Here is a 16,348-nt window from a genome sequence, read left to right on the forward strand (position 1 = left end):
ACGTACAAATCAATTTTGCCGGTCAGGCTTAGCCATATCAGCTAGGGCAGCCCAGCGAGGATCCAAGACCTCGTGGTGGTGCCCCGGCTCGTCTTCCAGGCGAACTCCGCATTCGGAGCAAAGGCCCTGGCAGTCTTCCCGGCACACCGGCTGGAACGGCAGCGCGGTCACCACTGCGTCCCGCAACACCGGTTCAAGATCGATTACATCGTGCTCGACTCGACGTTGCTCTTCATCATCTTCTTCGTCCGAGAGCTCCACACCCTCATAGAAGAAAAGTTCTTGCACATTGACCTCGAGGTCATACGCAAGGGGATCCAGGCATCGGCCGCATTCACCTGTTACCTCGGTGAGCACGGTTCCTGATACCAAAATTCCTTCGTGTACGGCTTCAAGCCTCAGGTCCAGCTCGACATCCGAGCCTTCCTGAACGCCAATGAGCGCCACGCCAAGATCACTTGGCGCGGGTACATGTTCCTTCAGTGTCCGCATGCTTCCCGGGCTGCGCCCGAGGTCCTTGACGTCGAACGCCAGGGGCGAACCAGCACCTCTTTTAATGAGAACTCCTGTTGAACATATGACCGACGTACCATCTTAGCCTGAAGAGCCACAGGGACTCAAACCGGCCGGCAGGGAGTGCCGAAGTACCGGACAAGCCTACCCCCTCGGCTGCTGTCCGGGGCCCGACTCGCCCGCAAGCATCCGCCGCTGCACCGACCGGGGCACGTAGTCGGAGACGTTGCCGCCAAGGCCGGCTACCTCTTTGATGAGGGTGGAGGAAAGGTGGAGGTAGTGGGCTTCCGCCGGCAGGAAAACCGTTTCGACGCCGCTGAGCTGCCGGTTCATGGTGGCCATGGGCAGCTCGTAGTCGAAATCGGAGGACGACCTGAGTCCCTTGACGATGGCCGAGACACCGCGCTGCCGGCAGTACTCCGCCAGCAGGCCTTCCCCGACGGGTTCCACCACAATGCCTTTGAGCGAGGCGAGGGTCTCGCGTGCCATGTCCAGGCGCTCCGGCAGGGTGAACCTGTATTTCTTGGCCTGGTTGGTGGAGACAGCCACGATGACCTCGTCAAAGAGGCCGGCAGCACGTGCAATAACCTCGAGATGGCCGTTGTGGATGGGGTCAAAGGATCCGGGGCAGACAGCGCGTCTCATGCTCCGAACCTACCCCATGGGAACGCCGGGATACCATGACTGGATGCATCCACCACGGGAACTTTCCGCCCCCCTGGCCCCTGCTCCGTGGCAGCGTGCCGCCCTCGGAGCCAACCTGCTGGCCCCCGACGGAGGCCTGGGCGTCACCATCTTCGAGGAGATGACCACCCTGGCCGTCCAGACCGGCGCCATAAACCTCGGCCAGGGGTTCCCGGACGAGGACGGCCCTGCCGAAATCCGGGAAGCCGCCAGGTCTGCCATCCTTGCCGGGGCGAACCAGTATGCGCCGGGCAAGGGCATCCCGGAACTGCGGGAGGCAGTCGCGGCCCACCAGCAGCGGTTCTACGGCCTCTCCCCCGACCCCGCAACCGAGGTCATCGTCACCACCGGCGCCACCGAGGCCATCGCCGCCTCGCTCCTGGCCTTTGCCGGTCCCGGCGACGAGGTCCTCACCCTGGAGCCTTTCTACGATTCCTACGGCGCGGTGATCGGCCTGTCCGGTGCTGCGCACGTGACAGCCCCGCTGCTGGCGCCGGACTTCATGCCGGACATGGCCGCCCTGGAGGCTGCTTTCAGTGCCCGGACGAAGGTGGTGTTGCTGAACAACCCCCACAACCCCACCGGGGCGGTCTTCCCGCGGGACGTCCTGCAACGGGTGGTTGACCTGGCATGCAGGCATGACAGCATCATCATCTCGGACGAAGTCTATGAGCACCTCACCTTCGGCGTCCGGCACATACCGGTGGCTTCGATGCCCGGAGCGGCGGACCGGACCCTCACCATTTCTTCTGCCGGCAAGACCTTTTCCCTGACAGGCTGGAAGGTCGGCTGGCTCACGGGACCCGAAGAACTGGTGTCCGCCGCCCGGACGGTCAAGCAGTTCCTCACCTACAGTTCGGGCACACCGTTCCAGTCGGCAATCGCCGCGGGCCTGGCCCTTCCCGACTCCTTCTATGAGGGCATTGCGGCGTCCCTTCAGCACAAGCGGGACATCCTGAGTGAGGGCCTGCGCGCGGCGGGGTTCGAGGTCTTCTCCCCGCAGGGCACGTACTTCGTCAATGTGGACACCGCCCCCTTGGGCATCAGCGACTCCGTGGAGCTGGCCCGGAAGCTCCCGGCGCTCGTGGGCGTGGCCGCAATCCCGGTCCCCGTTTTCTGCCACGCCGAGGGAGCGCAGCGCACCCGGAGCCTGCTCCGTTTCGCCTTCTGCAAGAAAGCCGAGGTCCTGGAAGAGGCCGCCGGCCGGCTGGCTACACTCCGCGGCAGGCTCTGATGCCCGAGGGGCGGGAGGTCCGGGCGTCGCGTTTCCTGCGCACCACCGGGCAGCACGCGTCCATCGAACCCGATGCCTTTACTGCCGGCAGCTACGTCCTCAGCATCGGCGGCGCGGAACAGTCCCACGTGAACCTCCTGCGGCCGGAGGAAATCTTCTATGAATACCTGCGCCGGATCGGGCACCTGGTGGACCTGGCGGCCCCCGCCGGGGTCCCGGTCAGCGCCCTGCACCTCGGCGCCGGGGCGCTGACCCTGGCCCGCTACATCCAGGCCACCAGGCCCGGATCGGTGCAGTACGCGGTGGAGCTGGAGCGCGAGCTGCTGGATTTCGTCCTGCGCCAACTCCCCCTGCCCAAGGGGACGGACCTGCAGACCGTCATCGGCGATGCGCGGGAGTCCCTTGCCGGCCTTGAGCCCGGGCTCCGTTTCGACGTCGTCATCCTGGACATTTTTTCCGGACCGGAAGCGCCCGCGCACCTCGCTGCCAGCGCGTTCTACCAGGAAGTACGGGAACGGCTCAGCCCTGGCGGACTGCTGATCGTCAACGTCGGCGACGAGCCGGGACTGACCCTGGTCCGAAGCCAGGTCTCCGCCATGCGGCAGGCCATGGCGGACGTGGCCGCCGTCGCCGAAACAGGCATGTTCGAGGGCCGCTACCCCGGCAACATCATCCTGGCCGGCACCCTCACCCCCTGGCCGGCGGAATGGAGCGCTGAGCTCACCGCTCGAGGACCGCACCCGGCAACGGTACTGGCCGGAGTGGACCTCGACCCCTTTGCAGGATGAGCCCCGGAGGCCGTGGCTCCTGCGCCTGGTCTAGCGCCCGGCCGGTTCCGGCGCCTCGGGAATGTCGTCATTGTCGATTGCATCGGGTACGAAGGGCTCCGCGAACCAGAGCTTGGTCTCCCCGTATTTTTTCTCCGCAAACCGGGTGAGGGCATCCGGCCAGCGGGGTTCGGGTGAACGGGAGGACCGCTCCACCACCACGACTGCGGCCGGCGACAGGTGGGGTGCGAGCTTCTGGAGGGCCGCCTGCAGGGCGACCTCTTCGAGCGGGTACGGCGGGTCCAGGAAAACGAGGTCCCACACCGCGGCGGCCGAGGCACGGTCCAGGAAGGGCTCCACTTTGGATCGGTGGACGGTCACGGCTTTCCGGCCCAGGACGCCGTTGACGAGATCGGCATTGCGCTGGCAAACGGCGCTGGCCTTGGCCTCGGACTCCACCAGGTCCACCGCCTGGGCGCCCCTGCTGCCGCTCTCGACGCCCAGGGAGCCGGAACCGGCGTAGAGGTCCAGCACCCGGGCGCCGGCAATGACGTTGAAGGCATCAAGGCGGGAAAACAACGCTTCCTTGACGCGGTCCGTGGTGGGCCTGGTGAGGGACCCCGGGACGGCGGTCAAGGGAGTGCCGCCGGCGGCACCTGCAATGATCCGGCTCATCTAATGCTCCTGTCTTCGCCGCCAGGATATCCGGCACCCACCATGCTAGCCGCGTTCAAGGAACGCCTCCTTCTCGGGATTGAGGTATTTGTCGATCGCCTCGGCGAGTTCCGGGCGGGCGGACAGGGCAGGGTCCTCGCGGACAATCTGCTGGGCGTCTTCCCTGGCCCGGGCAATGACGTCACCGTGTTCCAGGACGCGGAGCAGCTTCAGCGTTGAGCGTCCGCCTGACTGCGAGGCACCCAGGATGTCGCCCTCGCGCCGCAGCTTCAGGTCCTCTTCCGACAGGACGAAGCCGTCCGTGGTGGCGGCAACGGCCTCCAGCCTGCGCCGGCTGGGGTGCCCGGGCTCCAGGGCGGTCACCAGCAGGCAGGTCCCGGGCAGCCCGCCCCGGCCCACCCGGCCGCGGAGCTGGTGCAGCTGGGAAATCCCGAACCGGTCCGCATCAAGAATGACCATCAGGGTTGCATTGTGGACGTCCACGCCCACCTCGATCACCGTGGTGGAGACAAGCAGCTTGATGCGGTTGGCCGCAAAGTCGTCCATGACGCCGAACTTCAAGTCAGGTTCCTGCCGGCCGTGGAGCGGCGCCAGGGGAATCCCGGACAGGGTGGGCTCTTCCCGCAGGTGCTCGACGACGGCTGTCACGGAGGCGAGTTCCCGGCCGCCGTCTCCTTCCGCATCCCCTGCCGGAGGCTCCGCTTCCCCGGGGCTGAAGTCGCCGTCGTCGTCCGTTCCGATCCTGGGGCAGACGACGTACACCTGGTGGCCAGCGTCAATCTCCTCCCGGGCGCGGGCCCAGATGCGGCCTGCCCAGGCCGGGTTTTCGGCAAGTCCCACCAGGTGGGTGGAGATGGGGGCCCGGCCGGCCGGCAGCTCGTCCAGGACCGAGGTTTCGAGGTCGCCGAAAACCGTCATCGCGACGGTCCGCGGGATGGGCGTGGCGGTCATGACCAGCAGGTGCGGCGGCTTCCGTGCCTTGGCGCGCAGGGCATCGCGCTGCTCCACCCCGAAGCGGTGCTGCTCGTCCACCACGATCAGGCCGAGATCGTAGAAGGACACGGTGTCGCTCAGCAGGGCATGGGTGCCGATGATGATGCCGGCCGTCCCTGAGGCGGCATCAAGCAGGGCCTGCCGGCGCGCCGCCGTTGGCATGGAGCCGGTGAGCAGCGAAACCTGGACGGACGCGCCGTCCATTCCGCCCAGCAGTCCGTCACCGGACAAGGGACCCAGCGTCCGGCGGATCGATTCAAAATGCTGGGCGGCGAGGACTTCCGTAGGCGCCAGCAGGGCCGCCTGGCCGCCGGCATCCACCACCTGCAGCATGGCACGGAGTGCCACGACGGTCTTGCCGGAGCCCACTTCGCCCTGCAGCAAGCGGTTCATGGGGACGTCCCGGGAGAGTTCTGCGGCCAGCGTTTCCCCGACGGCGGCCTGCCCCGCCGTGAGCGTGAACGGAAGGCTGCGGTCGAAACCGGCCAGCAGGCCCTCCGGAACAGGCCGGCGGGCGGTGGCTTCCTCCGCGGCCAGCTGGGCCCGGCGGCGGGCCAGGGCGGACTGCAGCACCAGCGCTTCCTGGTACCGGAAGCGACGCCGTGCCTGCTGCCAGTCAGAGGCAGTTTCCGGTTCATGGATCAGCCGGTAGGCTTCGGCGATTGGCAGGAACTTCTCCCGGGCCGCGATGGCGGGTGGCACAGGATCCGGGAGGGAGCCAAGGTCTGCCGTCTCGAGCAGGGTTGAGACGGCCTTCTGGATCTTCCAGCTGGGAAGCTTGGCGGTGGCCGGATAGATGGGAATGGGCATGGCGGCCAGCTTTTCCGGATCCCGGCCGTCCTCGCTGAACGGGTCATCGTCCAGCAGCTGGTAGTCGGGGTTGGTGAGGCCAAGGGATCCCTTGAAGGAGGTGACCTTGCCGGAGAAGAGCGCCCGGCGGCCCGGGAGCAGGTCCGCCTGGGCCTTGTAGCCGTTGAAGAAGCTGATCTTGAGCGTACCCGGCGCCTTGCCGCGGTAGTCCGTACCGGCAACCAGGCGGAGGCCCTGCCTCCCGTCATCGTCGGAAACCACGACGTCGGTGATGGTGCCGCGGCGCGCCTGCATCCGGCGGGTGCTGCTGGAAAGCACCCGGGCGATCAGGGTGACTTCCTCGTCCCGGGGGATCTCGCTGATGGGGGTCAGCTCCCCGCGGTTCATGTAGCGGCGCGGGTAGTAGTTCAGCAGCCCCTCAACTGTGGTGATGCCCAGATGCTTCTCAATGACCGTGGCGGAACGCTTGCCGATCCGCCGTTCCAGCGCCAGGTCCAGTTCAGCGCTCATGCCCACTGGAGTTCACTGCATCCGTTGCCGGGTCCCGCGGCAGCGCGAGTTCACTGATGCTGATGTTGGCCGGCTCCCCCAGGGAGCGGATGATGTGGACGGCGGGATCCGCCTCGGGGACATGGACGTGGACGCGCCACCGGTAGTTGCCGTCGGAGTCCGGACCGCTGCCGACCTGGCTCATGATCACCGACTCGCCCACCTCGTCCAGCCGCTGGCGGAGGGTCGCGGCATTGAGTGGAGACAGGCTGATGGTGCACATGACCTCCACCCCGTCGTCGTCCGGCATGGCCGTATGGATGTGCGGATCCTGCACGTCGTAGCCGTGCAGGCCGTCAAGGAGTTCGCTTTGCAGCTCTTCGCCCAGGACCGCCGAGCGAAGGCAATCAAGGATCAGCAGCATCCCCACTCCGCCGGCATCAACCACGTGGGCGGACGTCAGGGCGTCCAGCTGCTCCTCGGTGTGGATCACCGCTGCGAGGGCGCCTTCCACAGCCGCGTCCAGGGCAAGGCCCAGGGCGTGGTTGCTGTCGTCCCCGTTCTGTCCGGCATCCACGGCGGCCGCGGCCCGGGCCGCGGCTTCCATGACGGAGAGCATGGTTCCCGGCACGGGGTCGCTCAAGGCTGACCACGCACGGATCTGGGCACGGTTCAGGGCGGCCGCAAGCAGGGTGGAGGTCAGCCGGGTATGGCCCGCCAACGGTTCGGCAGCAGCGCACAGGAACACCGAGAAAAGGGTCCCCGAGTTTCCCCGCGCTTCCTCCATGGCAGCCTGGCCCGCTGTGGCCAGGACGGCACCAACGTCCATCTGCGCGGGCTGGTCCCCGCCGGCAGCCAGGGAACGCGCTGCCGCGCGCACCGTGACGTAGAGGTTGGTTCCGGTATCGCCGTCGGCCACGGGGAAGATATTGATGGCATTCAGGCGGTCGCTGTGGTTGCCAAGGGCGGTCTCGGCCTTGCCCAACCACCTCTTCATCGCTTGCGCGTTAGCGGCAACCTTAGTGTGCAAAGTGATCCCATCCCCCGGTGTCCGCGGACCGGCCCGCAATTTTGACGCCCGGGCCTTCGTTGATTCCCAGTGCTTGTACTGAGCCTATCGCAGTGAATCCGGGAGGCAGCGGCGAACCGGGGGGGAATGTGGCAAGCAGTCCGTGGTCCTCCCCGCCGCCGAGCACCCACTCCCGGGCGTCCATGCCCAACAGCTCCGCAGCCGGCAGGAGGGGGCCCGCCAGCCGTTTCAGCGGGCCTGGATCGAGGTCGACGGCCACGCCGCTCGCCGCGGCCAGCCGCGACCCGTCGCGCAGCAGGCCGTCCGAGACGTCCAGCATGGCGGTGGCGCCGGCGGCACGCGCGGCGGGCCCTGCCGCCAGGGGCGGCATCGGCCTGCATTGCAGGTCCACCAGGGCGCGCTGGCCGGCGCTGAGGGCATCAACGTGCACGTCCGATTCCAACAGTGCGAGGCCGGCGGCAGCGTGGCCGGCAGTGCCTGCAAGGGCAAGGACGTCCCCCGGCCTGGCGCCTGACCGGAGGACTGCCGGGCCGCCGTCAAGCGTTCCCAGCACCGCAACCGTGACGGAAATTTCGCGCCCGCGCCCCAGGTCGCCGCCGGCCACCGAACAGTGGACAGCGCCCAGTTCCCTGATGCCGGCGGTGAGGCCGTCCGCCAGGTCCTCCACCCAGGCCACGGCCGTTTCAGGAGGAAGGGTCAGGCTGACCACCAGCGACGTGGCCCTGGCCCCCATGGCATTGATGTCGCTCAGGTTCTGCGCGGCGGCTTTCCAGCCGACGTCAAAACCGGTAGTCCGGTAGCCGTTGGGCCACTGCAGCCTGAAGTCCTGGTCCTGCACCTGCGTGTCGATGCTGATCACGGTCCTGCCGTCAGGAGCAGCGACTATGGCGGCGTCGTCCCCCGGGCCGAGCAACGTAGCCTCGCCGTGCACGCCGTCCATGGCCAGGCGCGGAAAAATCCGGGCCAGCAGCCCGGACTCGGAAAGTGCTGAGACTGTCACGGCGGGCACGGCCAGCGGCTCCCCGGCGGCGGCCGGGCTTTCAGGGTGTGGCAGTCGGCGGCGGAACTGTCCTGGGTGGGATTGTCCGGGGCAGGTGGCGGGATTTTCAAGCACTCCCCTACGCTATCGCGCGGCTCCGACATTACCGGCTGCCAATGCCGCGTCAGGGCGGCCTCTGCAGCGGCGATAGGCTGGAGGCATGCACCGTCCCCAGTTTTCCCTGCCCGCCCGCGTCGCCAGGCTGGCACTGGTTGGGAGCCTTGCGGCCATTCCGCTAACGTCATGCTCGCCTGCCGTGGATGTTCCCGCTGCCAAGGACGCGGCCAACCCGGCGTGCGCGCCCATGATGGTGGGTCTTCCTGACGCCATCGGCGAGTACGCGCTGCGGAAGACGAACAGCCAGGCCACCGCCGCCTGGGGCGATCCGTCCCTGGTGATCCTGCGCTGCGGCGTGAATGTTCCCGGGCCCACCACGGACCGCTGCGTGACGGTCAACGGCATCGACTGGGTCATCAAGGAAGGCGACCCGGTGTGGACCCTGACAACCTACGGCCGCGAACCGGCAACAGAGATCCTCATGGATCCCGACAAGATCAGTTCTGCCACAGTCCTGGCCGACCTTGCGGCAGCGGCCGGCAAAGTGCCCGCCGCCAGGAGCTGCGTGGGCCAAGAGGACCTGCAGAACCTGCCGCCGAGCAAGTAGGCCATCGGCGGCCCACTCCGTCGGGGATCAGCGCAGCCCGGTTTTGCGGTTCAGCGCGAGGTAGATCAGTTCGTCGATGAGGTCGGCGTACCCCAGTCCGGAGGCCGCCCACATCTGCGGGTACATGCTCTTGGGCGTAAAGCCTGGCATGGTGTTGATCTCGTTGATGATGAGTTCCCCGGCCGGCGTGTAGAAGAAGTCCACCCGGCTCAGGCCCTCGGCCCCCACGGCGTCGAACGCCGCCGCTGCAAGCTCGCGGACCCTGGTGATGGCTTCCTCGGGGATATCGGCGGGGCAGCTGAGGGAGGCGGCGTCGTCCTCAACATACTTGGCGTTGAAGTCGTAAAACTCGTGGGTGCCGCCCGCCACGGAGATCTCACCCGGCATGGATGTGCGGGGGGCGTCGGTGCCCCTGCCTTCGAGGACCGCACATTCGATTTCCCGGCCGGTGATGCCTGCCTCGATCACCAGTTTCAGGTCGTGCCGCCGGGCTTCCTCGATGGCTGCATCAAGCTCGTCCAGGGAATCGACCTTGGAGATACCCATGGAAGATCCTGCCCGTGCCGGCTTGACGAACACGGGAAATCCCAGCCGGTCCACCTGTTTGCGCACCGATTCCGGGTCCTTGCGCCACTGCCTGTCCGTGACGGCAACATAGGGACCGACATGCAGCCCCGCGGCCTCGAACACCACCTTCATGAAGTGTTTGTCCATGCCCACGGCCGAAGCCAGGACACCGGCGCCGACGTAGCGGGTATCCGAGAGCTCCAGCAGCCCCTGGATGGTGCCGTCCTCTCCGAACGGGCCGTGAAGGAGCGGGAAGACCACGTCCACCGTGCCGAGTTCCCGGGGAACCTCGTTTGGAGAAGCGACGATCAGCTGGTGCTCGCCGCCGATCTCGGCAAGGGTCACGGTCTGCGGCGAAGGCGCCACCTCCGGCAGGGACGTTGCCGCGAGGGACCATTGGGCGGTATCGGCGGGCGCGAGGACCCATTGCCCGGTTTTGGCGATTCCAATGGGAATCACCTCGTACTTGTCCTTGTTGATCGCGCCGAGGACACCGGCCGCGGTCACGCAGCTCACGGCGTGCTCGCTCGAGCGGCCGCCGAAAAGTACCGCCACCCGGGGTTTCGCCCGCGGCGCGGTCTCCACTGCGCTCAGGTTTTCATGGGACATCGTCAGTAATCGCCTTCAGGTTTCAGTTCCCGGGACAGCAGGACGGGCCCCAGTTGGTCAACGGACAGCTTGCCTGCCAGCACGGCGACGACGGCGGCTGTGATGGGCATGTCCACGCCCAGTTTGCCGGCCAACTCGTGGACCGCCTGGCCCGATTTTATGCCTTCGGCGGTCTGGGTCATCTTCTGGCCCACCTCCTCGAGCGTGAGGCCCTGCCCCAGGAGCCGCCCGGCGGTGTGGTTGCGTGACAGCGGGGAGGAGCATGTGGCCACAAGGTCGCCCAGGCCGGCAAGGCCGGCCATGGTCTTGGCTTCCCCGCCCAGGGCAAGGGCAAGCCGGGACGTTTCCGCAAGTCCGCGGGTGATAACGGAGGCCTTGGTGTTGTCCCCCATTTGCTTGCCCTCGCAAATGCCGACGGCCAGGGCGATAACGTTCTTGACGATTCCGCCGATCTCCACCCCCACCACGTCAGCGGTGGTGTACGGCCGGAAGTAGGGCGCGGTGCAGCTCCTGGCGATCCAGCCTGCGGCGGCGGAGTCGGTACAGGCAACAACAGACGCCGTGGGTTCTTCGCGGGCGATTTCCATGGCCAGGTTGGGGCCGGACACGATGGCGATGCGCTCAGCGGGCAGGCCCAGCTCCTCGCTGATGACCTCGCTCATCCTGGCATCCGTGCCGAGCTCCAGGCCTTTCATCAGGGAAACAACCATGGCGTCCGGAGCGATCAGGCCTTTCCACTCCCGCAACTGCGGGCGGAGTGACTGTGCAGGGACGGCGATGACCACAAGGTCAGCGCCCTCCAGGACCGCGGCGACGTCCGTTGACGCGGAGATGCTCTCCGGCAGCGGGATGTCCTTCAGGTACTGCTCATTGCGGTGGCCGGTGTTAATCAGGTCCACTACTTCGGCGCGCCTGCCCCACAGCCTGATGCTGCGCGGCTCCCCGGCAGCAGCCGCAGCGTCGGCCAGGATTTTGGCAAAGGTTGTTCCCCAGGAGCCGGCGCCGAGAACAGCAACGGAACGGGCTGAGCCCGTCTGCTTTCCCCCAGCGGTCACGGAGTTTCCGTTCCGGAACCGGTCGGCTTCTGTCCGCGTTCCACGAACCTGCCGTGCCGCGCCTGCTGCTGCTTGGCCGGATCCCACCGCTCAGCCGGCGGCTCTTCCCCCCTGATCTCCGCCAGGAGTCCGGTGATCGCATCCATGATGGCGTCGGTGGCCGCGGTGAGGGTTGCCTTGTCCAGCGGACGGCCGCTGAAGGCGCTGAGGTCAACAGGCTCCCCCACTACCACCCTGGACTTCTTGCGCGGGAACAGGTGGAACCTCTTGCCGTAGCGGGGGAACACCTCGTGGGCGCCCCAGTGGGCAATCGGAACCACGGGAATGCCGCCCTCAAGGGCCAGCCGCGCAGCACCCGTGTGGCCTCTCATGGGCCACATCCCCGGATCCCGGGTCAGGGTGCCTTCGGGATAGATGATGATGGCCCCGCCTTCGGCAACGATCTCCTGCGCAAGCTGCAGGGAACGGTTCGCACCCGCCGTCGAACGTTCCACCGGGATCTGTTTTGTTGCGCGCAGTACCCAGCCCAGCACCGGAACCTTGAAGAGCCCTGACTTGGCAAGGAAGTGCGGGGCAATCTTGTGGTTGTAGAGGAGGTGGCCGATGATCAGGGGATCGATCTCGGTGCAGTGGTTGGGCGCGGCAATAAATCCGCCCGCAGGCAGCTTCTCCGTTCCCTCCCACTTCTTGTCCATCATGAGGTTGAACAGGGGGCGGACTATGCCGGCGACCACGGCAAGGGTGGCGCGGCTCTTAGCCGGTTCTTTCACGGCTTCCTGCTACTTCTCTGTGGTGATGTCGAAGTCGGCACCGAGGCCGGCCAGCTTTTCGGTGAAGCGCTCGTAGCCGCGGTTGATGATATCGATCCCCGTGACGCGGGACGTGCCGGTGGCGGCGAGGGCGGCAATCAGGTGGCTGAAGCCGCCGCGCAGGTCCGGCACGTCAATGTCGGTCCCCTTCAGCTGGGTGGGCCCGGAGATCACTGCCGAATGGAGGAAGTTGCGCTGGCCGAACCTGCACGGCACGCTGCCCAGGCATTCGCGGTGGACCTGGATGCTGGCGCCCATCCGGATGAGTGCGTCAGTGAAGCCGAACCGGTTCTCGTAGACCGTCTCGTGGACGATGGACACGCCTTCGGCCTGGGTCAGTGCCACCACCAGCGGCTGCTGCCAGTCGGTCATGAAGCCGGGGTGCACATCGGTCTCCAGTACCAGCGGGTTGAGCTTGCCGCCGCGGTGGTAGAAACGGATGCCGTCCTCGCCGATGTCCATGCCGCCGCCCACCTTGCGGTAGGTGTTCAGGAAGGTCATCATGTCCCGCTGCGAGGCACCTTCAACGTAGATGTCGCCCTTGGTCACCAGTGCCGCAGACGCCCACGACGCCGATTCGTTGCGGTCCGAGAGCGCCCGGTGGTTGTAGCCGCCGAGGTCGCGGACACCTTCGATGCGGATGGTGCGGTCCGTCTGGACGCTGATGATGGCGCCCATCTTCTGGAGCACGGCGATGAGGTCGATAATTTCCGGCTCCGTCGCAGCACCGGACAGTTCGGTGATGCCCTCGGCGCGGGTGGCGCTCAGCAGCACCTGCTCCGTGGCACCCACGGACGGGTAGGGCAGGGAGATCTTGGCGCCGTGCAGGCCCTTGGGGGCCGAAATGTGGATGCCGCCGGGGCGCTTCTCCACCACGGCACCGAACTGGCGCAGGACGTCCAGGTGGTAGTCAATGGGCCGGTCGCCGATTTTGCAGCCGCCAAGATCGGGGATGAACGCTTCGCCGATCGCGTGGATCAGCGGCCCGCAGAGCAGGATGGGAATCCGGGAGTCGCCCGCGTGGGCGTCGATGGCGGTGCTGGACGCCGTTTTTGCGGCCTTGGGATCCAGCGTCAGGTCGCCGTTCACCGGGTCCTTGACCACGGTCACGCCGTGCAGCTGCAGGAGGGAGGTGACTACCTCCACGTCCTTGATCTCCGGCACGTTCCGCAACACCGACGGTTCGTTGCCCAGCAACGCTGCCACCATCGCCTTGGGAACAAGGTTCTTTGCTCCCCGGACGCTGACGCGGCCTGTAAGCGGGACTCCGCCGCGGATTGTCAGAACACTACTCATATACCGGTTTCCTTACGATCACTCGCCCCCAAATCCTTGCAAAGGCTCCAACCAAGCATAGGAGGTCGCGTTACCGAACCGAAATACGCAGGCGACGGCGGCAGGGCGTGGCGCGCCGCCGTCGGCCCGTTTCGAAGGCAGGCAACGCTGCTTTGGCGGCCTCAGGAAAGGCGTGCCGGCAGGGTTTTGGGCTTGAACGAGGGCCGGGTGGCCTCGTAGGCGGTGATGTCCGCCTCATGCTGGAGGGTCAGCCCGATGTCGTCCAGCCCCTCAAGCAGGCGCCACCGGGTGTAGTCGTCGATGTCGAAGGGCGCAACGATGTTTCCGCACACCACGGTCTTGGACACCAGGTCCACCGTGACCTCGGTCCCCGGCGCGTTCTCCAGTTCCTTCCAGATCAGCTCGATGTCGTCCTGGGACACCTCGGCCGCGAGGAGCCCCTGCTTGCCGGAGTTGCCGCGGAAGATGTCGGCGAAGCGGGAGGAGAGCACAGCCTTGAAGCCGTAGTCCTTCAGCGCCCAGACGGCGTGCTCGCGGGAGGAGCCGGTGCCGAAGTCCGGGCCCGCCACCAGGACGGAACCCGCGTTGAACGGCGCCTGGTTCAGGATGAAGGCCGGGTCTTTGCGCCATGCCGAAAACAGGGCGTCCTCGAAGCCGGTCCGGGTGATCCGCTTGAGGTAGACGGCCGGGATGATCTGGTCCGTGTCCACGTTGCTCTGCCGCAGCGGGACGCCGATTCCGGTGTGGGTGGTGAACTTTTCCATGGCGTGTCCTAGGCTGCGTCGGTGCGGATGGCGGCGGATTCGGGGGCCGGATCGAGGTCCGACGGCGAGCTGAGGGTGCCGCGGATGGCGGTGGCTGCGGCCACCACCGGGGAGACCAGGTGGGTCCGGCCGCCCTTGCCCTGGCGCCCTTCGAAGTTGCGGTTGGAAGTGGAGGCGCAGCGCTCCCCCACGTCGAGCTGGTCCGGGTTCATGCCCAGGCACATCGAGCAGCCGGCGAAGCGCCACTCCGCGCCGAAGTCCTTGAAGACCTTGTCCAGGCCCTCAGCCTCGGCCTCAAGCCGCACGCGTGCCGAGCCCGGCACCACCAGCATCCGGACGTTCGGGTCCTTCTGCCGGCCCCGGATGATGTCCGCCGCGGCACGGAGGTCCTCCATCCGGGAGTTGGTGCAGGAGCCCAGGAAGACGGTGTCCACCCGGATGTCCTTCATGGGCGTGCCAGCTTCGAGGCCCATGTACTGCAGGGCGCGTTCCGCGGCGGCCTTGGCGTTTTCGTCGCCGAAGTCCTCGGGGGACGGGACGGACTGGGACAGTGAGACGCCCTGGCCGGGATTCGTGCCCCAGGTGACGAACGGCTCCAGCGTGTTGGCATCGAGGTCCACCTGGGCGTCGAAGGTCGCATCGTCGTCGGTACGCAGCGTGTTCCAGTACTCGACGGCGGCGTCCCAGTCAGCGCCCTGCGGGGCGTGCGGACGGCCCTTCATGTATTCGTACGTGGTCTCGTCCGGCGCCACCATGCCGGCGCGGGCGCCGGCCTCGATGGACATGTTGCAGATGGTCATACGGGCGTCCATGGACAGGGCGCGGATGGCCGAGCCGCGGTACTCCAGGACGTAGCCCTGCCCGCCGCCGGTGCCGATCTCGGCGATCACGGCGAGGATGATGTCCTTGGCTGTCACGCCCGGGCGGAGCGTCCCCTCAACATTGATGGCCATGGTCTTGAACGGCTTCAGCGACAGGGTCTGGGTGGCCATCACGTGCTCCACCTCAGAGGTTCCAATGCCCATGGCCAGGGCGCCGAAGGCACCATGGGTGGAGGTGTGCGAGTCACCGCAGACAACGGTCATGCCCGGCTGGGTGAGGCCCAGCTGCGGGCCGACCACGTGCACGATGCCCTGTTCGGCGTCGCCCAGGCTGTGCAGGCGGACGCCGAACTCGGCGCAGTTGTTGCGCAGGGTCTGGATCTGGGTGCGGCTGGTCAGGTCGGCGATAGGCTTGTCGATGTCCAGCGTAGGAGTGTTGTGGTCCTCGGTGGCGATGGTCAGATCCGGGCGGCGCAGCTTCCTGCCGGCCAGCCGCAGGCCCTCGAACGCCTGCGGCGATGTGACTTCGTGGACCAGGTGGAGGTCGATGTACAGAAGGTCGGGCTGGGCGTTGGCACCGTCGCCGTCACCTTTGCGCACCACATGTGCGTCCCAGACCTTCTCGGCCAATGTCTTTGCCATGGCCATCTCCCTTCACTGCTGTTTGGCTGATGAGTCCAACTGAATCAGGACGGCTCCGCACTGCGCCAGCCGAAAGATTTGCATCTCAGATATTGAGACGGCAATATCATTACATGGACAATTCTAGTGGAGTCGGTGTCATTGATAAAGCGGCCCAAGTGCTTGATGCACTCGAAGCCGGCCCCACCACCCTGGCGCAGCTCGTGGCGGCCACAGGCCTGGCCCGTCCCACTGTGCACCGGCTTGCCCTCGCCCTGGTGCACCACCGGCTGGTGAGCCGCGACATCCAGGGCCGTTTCGTGCTCGGCAGCCGCCTGGTTGAGCTTGCCTCGGCGGCCGGCGAGGACCGCCTGATTGCCTCTGCCGGACCCGTGCTCATGCAGCTGCGTGATGCCACCGGCGAGAGCGCCCAGATCTTCCGCCGCCAAGGCGACTGGCGTGTCTGCGTCGCCTCCGCCGAGCGTCCCATCGGCCTGCGGGACACCATCCCCGTGGGCACCCAGCTGTCCATGAAGGCCGGATCTGCCGCCCAGGTGCTGCTCGCCTGGGAGGACCACGACCGCCTGCTCGAGGGGCTGCAGTCTGCCCGCTTTACGCCTACTGTCCTGGCAGGCGTTCGACGACGGGGCTGGGGCCAGAGCCTCGGCGAACGCGAGCCCGGGGTCGCCTCAGTTTCCGCGCCAGTGCGCGGGCCGTCCGGCCGCGTGATTGCGGCAGTTTCGATTTCCGGTCCGATCGAGAGGCTCACCCGCCAGCCCGGCAGGCTGCACGCCGAAGTGGTCTGCAATGCCGGCCGCATCCTCACCGAGGCCCTGCGCAAGAACAACGACTGAGCCACTGCCAACCGCCCGCGGCCCGAACCAGCGCCACCGGAGCTAGGATTTTGG

The 16,348-nt window shown here is 67.0% G+C and carries 16 protein-coding genes; 4 read left to right on the plus strand and 12 right to left on the minus strand.

The window, feature by feature from the left end; translation table 11 throughout:
- Positions 1-9: 9 nt before the first annotated feature.
- Positions 10-534: a DUF177 domain-containing protein gene (locus KTR40_RS11165; protein WP_139029545.1), complete on the minus strand. Its 525-nt coding sequence runs from the start codon at positions 532-534 to the stop codon at positions 10-12.
- Positions 535-657: 123 nt separating this feature from the next.
- Entirely contained in the window at positions 658-1,158 is a 501-nt protein-coding gene (coaD, locus tag KTR40_RS11170) for a pantetheine-phosphate adenylyltransferase (RefSeq protein ID WP_139029546.1), read from the minus strand.
- A 43-nt stretch (positions 1,159-1,201) separates the two neighbouring features.
- On the opposite strand from coaD, the gene KTR40_RS11175 reads away from it, so the two are divergent.
- Entirely contained in the window at positions 1,202-2,431 is a 1,230-nt protein-coding gene (locus tag KTR40_RS11175) for an aminotransferase class I/II-fold pyridoxal phosphate-dependent enzyme (protein ID WP_228403758.1), read from the plus strand.
- Positions 2,431-3,219 carry a spermidine synthase gene (locus tag KTR40_RS11180; protein ID WP_228403759.1) on the plus strand — a complete coding sequence of 263 codons (789 nt, stop codon included), beginning with the start codon at positions 2,431-2,433 and terminating at the stop codon, positions 3,217-3,219. Before KTR40_RS11175 ends, KTR40_RS11180 begins: the two co-directional genes overlap by 1 nt.
- Positions 3,220-3,249: 30 nt before the next feature.
- On the opposite strand, the gene rsmD is transcribed toward KTR40_RS11180, so the two are convergent.
- From rsmD to thiL, 4 genes are read right to left on the minus strand one after another with little or no spacing between them, the layout of a single operon-like run.
- Entirely contained in the window at positions 3,250-3,873 is a 624-nt protein-coding gene (rsmD, locus tag KTR40_RS11185; protein ID WP_139029549.1) for a 16S rRNA (guanine(966)-N(2))-methyltransferase RsmD, read from the minus strand.
- A 45-nt stretch (positions 3,874-3,918) separates the two neighbouring features.
- A complete protein-coding gene (locus KTR40_RS11190) occupies positions 3,919-6,186 on the minus strand; it encodes an ATP-dependent DNA helicase RecG (RefSeq protein ID WP_228403761.1) in 2,268 nt (755 codons plus the stop codon).
- A complete protein-coding gene (locus tag KTR40_RS11195; protein WP_139029551.1) occupies positions 6,176-7,162 on the minus strand; it encodes a DAK2 domain-containing protein in 987 nt (328 codons plus the stop codon). Before KTR40_RS11195 ends, KTR40_RS11190 begins: the two co-directional genes overlap by 11 nt.
- A 22-nt stretch (positions 7,163-7,184) precedes the next feature.
- On the minus strand, positions 7,185-8,135 hold the full coding sequence (gene thiL, locus KTR40_RS11200; protein WP_255708902.1) for a thiamine-phosphate kinase: 951 nt from the start codon (positions 8,133-8,135) through the stop codon (positions 7,185-7,187).
- Positions 8,136-8,394: 259 nt separating this feature from the next.
- Between thiL and KTR40_RS11205 the strand changes: the two genes are divergently transcribed.
- Positions 8,395-8,898, plus strand: coding sequence for a DUF3515 domain-containing protein (locus KTR40_RS11205; protein ID WP_139029553.1), 504 nt, complete (start codon positions 8,395-8,397; stop codon positions 8,896-8,898).
- A 27-nt stretch (positions 8,899-8,925) separates the two neighbouring features.
- On the opposite strand, the gene KTR40_RS11210 is transcribed toward KTR40_RS11205, so the two are convergent.
- From KTR40_RS11210 to leuC, 6 genes are all read right to left on the minus strand, one after another.
- Positions 8,926-10,074: a D-alanine--D-alanine ligase family protein gene (locus KTR40_RS11210; protein WP_228403766.1), complete on the minus strand. Its 1,149-nt coding sequence runs from the start codon at positions 10,072-10,074 to the stop codon at positions 8,926-8,928.
- A gap of 2 nt (positions 10,075-10,076) precedes the next feature.
- A complete protein-coding gene (locus KTR40_RS11215; RefSeq protein WP_139029555.1) occupies positions 10,077-11,129 on the minus strand; it encodes an NAD(P)H-dependent glycerol-3-phosphate dehydrogenase in 1,053 nt (350 codons plus the stop codon).
- Positions 11,126-11,899, minus strand: coding sequence for a 1-acyl-sn-glycerol-3-phosphate acyltransferase (locus KTR40_RS11220; RefSeq protein ID WP_139029556.1), 774 nt, complete (start codon positions 11,897-11,899; stop codon positions 11,126-11,128). Before KTR40_RS11220 ends, KTR40_RS11215 begins: the two co-directional genes overlap by 4 nt.
- Before the next feature lie 9 nt (positions 11,900-11,908).
- On the minus strand, positions 11,909-13,234 hold the full coding sequence (gene murA / locus KTR40_RS11225; protein ID WP_139029557.1) for a UDP-N-acetylglucosamine 1-carboxyvinyltransferase: 1,326 nt from the start codon (positions 13,232-13,234) through the stop codon (positions 11,909-11,911).
- A gap of 161 nt (positions 13,235-13,395) precedes the next feature.
- Entirely contained in the window at positions 13,396-13,998 is a 603-nt protein-coding gene (gene leuD / locus KTR40_RS11230; RefSeq protein ID WP_139029558.1) for a 3-isopropylmalate dehydratase small subunit, read from the minus strand.
- An 8-nt stretch (positions 13,999-14,006) separates the two neighbouring features.
- A complete protein-coding gene (gene leuC / locus KTR40_RS11235) occupies positions 14,007-15,461 on the minus strand; it encodes a 3-isopropylmalate dehydratase large subunit (protein ID WP_228403767.1) in 1,455 nt (484 codons plus the stop codon).
- A gap of 113 nt (positions 15,462-15,574) precedes the next feature.
- On the opposite strand from leuC, the gene KTR40_RS11240 reads away from it, so the two are divergent.
- On the plus strand, positions 15,575-16,294 hold the full coding sequence (locus tag KTR40_RS11240; RefSeq protein ID WP_009356552.1) for an IclR family transcriptional regulator: 720 nt from the start codon (positions 15,575-15,577) through the stop codon (positions 16,292-16,294).
- The last annotated feature ends 54 nt before the right edge of the window (positions 16,295-16,348 follow it).

Source organism: Pseudarthrobacter sp. L1SW (assembly GCF_020809045.1).
In the GTDB taxonomy this organism is placed as follows: domain Bacteria; phylum Actinomycetota; class Actinomycetes; order Actinomycetales; family Micrococcaceae; genus Arthrobacter.

Bases quoted from the DNA above. Each gene is read 5' to 3' on its own strand.
- coaD (WP_139029546.1), bottom strand. From the start codon at position 1,158: ATGAGACGCGCTGTCTGCCCCGGATCCTTTGACCCCATCCACAACGGC.
- KTR40_RS11175 (WP_228403758.1), top strand. From the start codon at position 1,202: ATGCATCCACCACGGGAACTTTCCGCCCCCCTGGCCCCTGCTCCGTGG.
- KTR40_RS11180 (WP_228403759.1), top strand. From the start codon at position 2,431: ATGCCCGAGGGGCGGGAGGTCCGGGCGTCGCGTTTCCTGCGCACCACC.
- rsmD (WP_139029549.1), bottom strand. From the start codon at position 3,873: ATGAGCCGGATCATTGCAGGTGCCGCCGGCGGCACTCCCTTGACCGCC.
- KTR40_RS11190 (WP_228403761.1), bottom strand. From the start codon at position 6,186: ATGAGCGCTGAACTGGACCTGGCGCTGGAACGGCGGATCGGCAAGCGT.
- KTR40_RS11195 (WP_139029551.1), bottom strand. From the start codon at position 7,162: ATGAAGAGGTGGTTGGGCAAGGCCGAGACCGCCCTTGGCAACCACAGC.
- thiL (WP_255708902.1), bottom strand. From the start codon at position 8,135: ATGGACGGCGTGCACGGCGAGGCTACGTTGCTCGGCCCGGGGGACGAC.
- KTR40_RS11205 (WP_139029553.1), top strand. From the start codon at position 8,395: ATGCACCGTCCCCAGTTTTCCCTGCCCGCCCGCGTCGCCAGGCTGGCA.
- KTR40_RS11210 (WP_228403766.1), bottom strand. From the start codon at position 10,074: ATGTCCCATGAAAACCTGAGCGCAGTGGAGACCGCGCCGCGGGCGAAA.
- murA (WP_139029557.1), bottom strand. From the start codon at position 13,234: ATGAGTAGTGTTCTGACAATCCGCGGCGGAGTCCCGCTTACAGGCCGC.
- leuD (WP_139029558.1), bottom strand. From the start codon at position 13,998: ATGGAAAAGTTCACCACCCACACCGGAATCGGCGTCCCGCTGCGGCAG.
- leuC (WP_228403767.1), bottom strand. From the start codon at position 15,461: ATGGCAAAGACATTGGCCGAGAAGGTCTGGGACGCACATGTGGTGCGC.
- KTR40_RS11240 (WP_009356552.1), top strand. From the start codon at position 15,575: ATGGACAATTCTAGTGGAGTCGGTGTCATTGATAAAGCGGCCCAAGTG.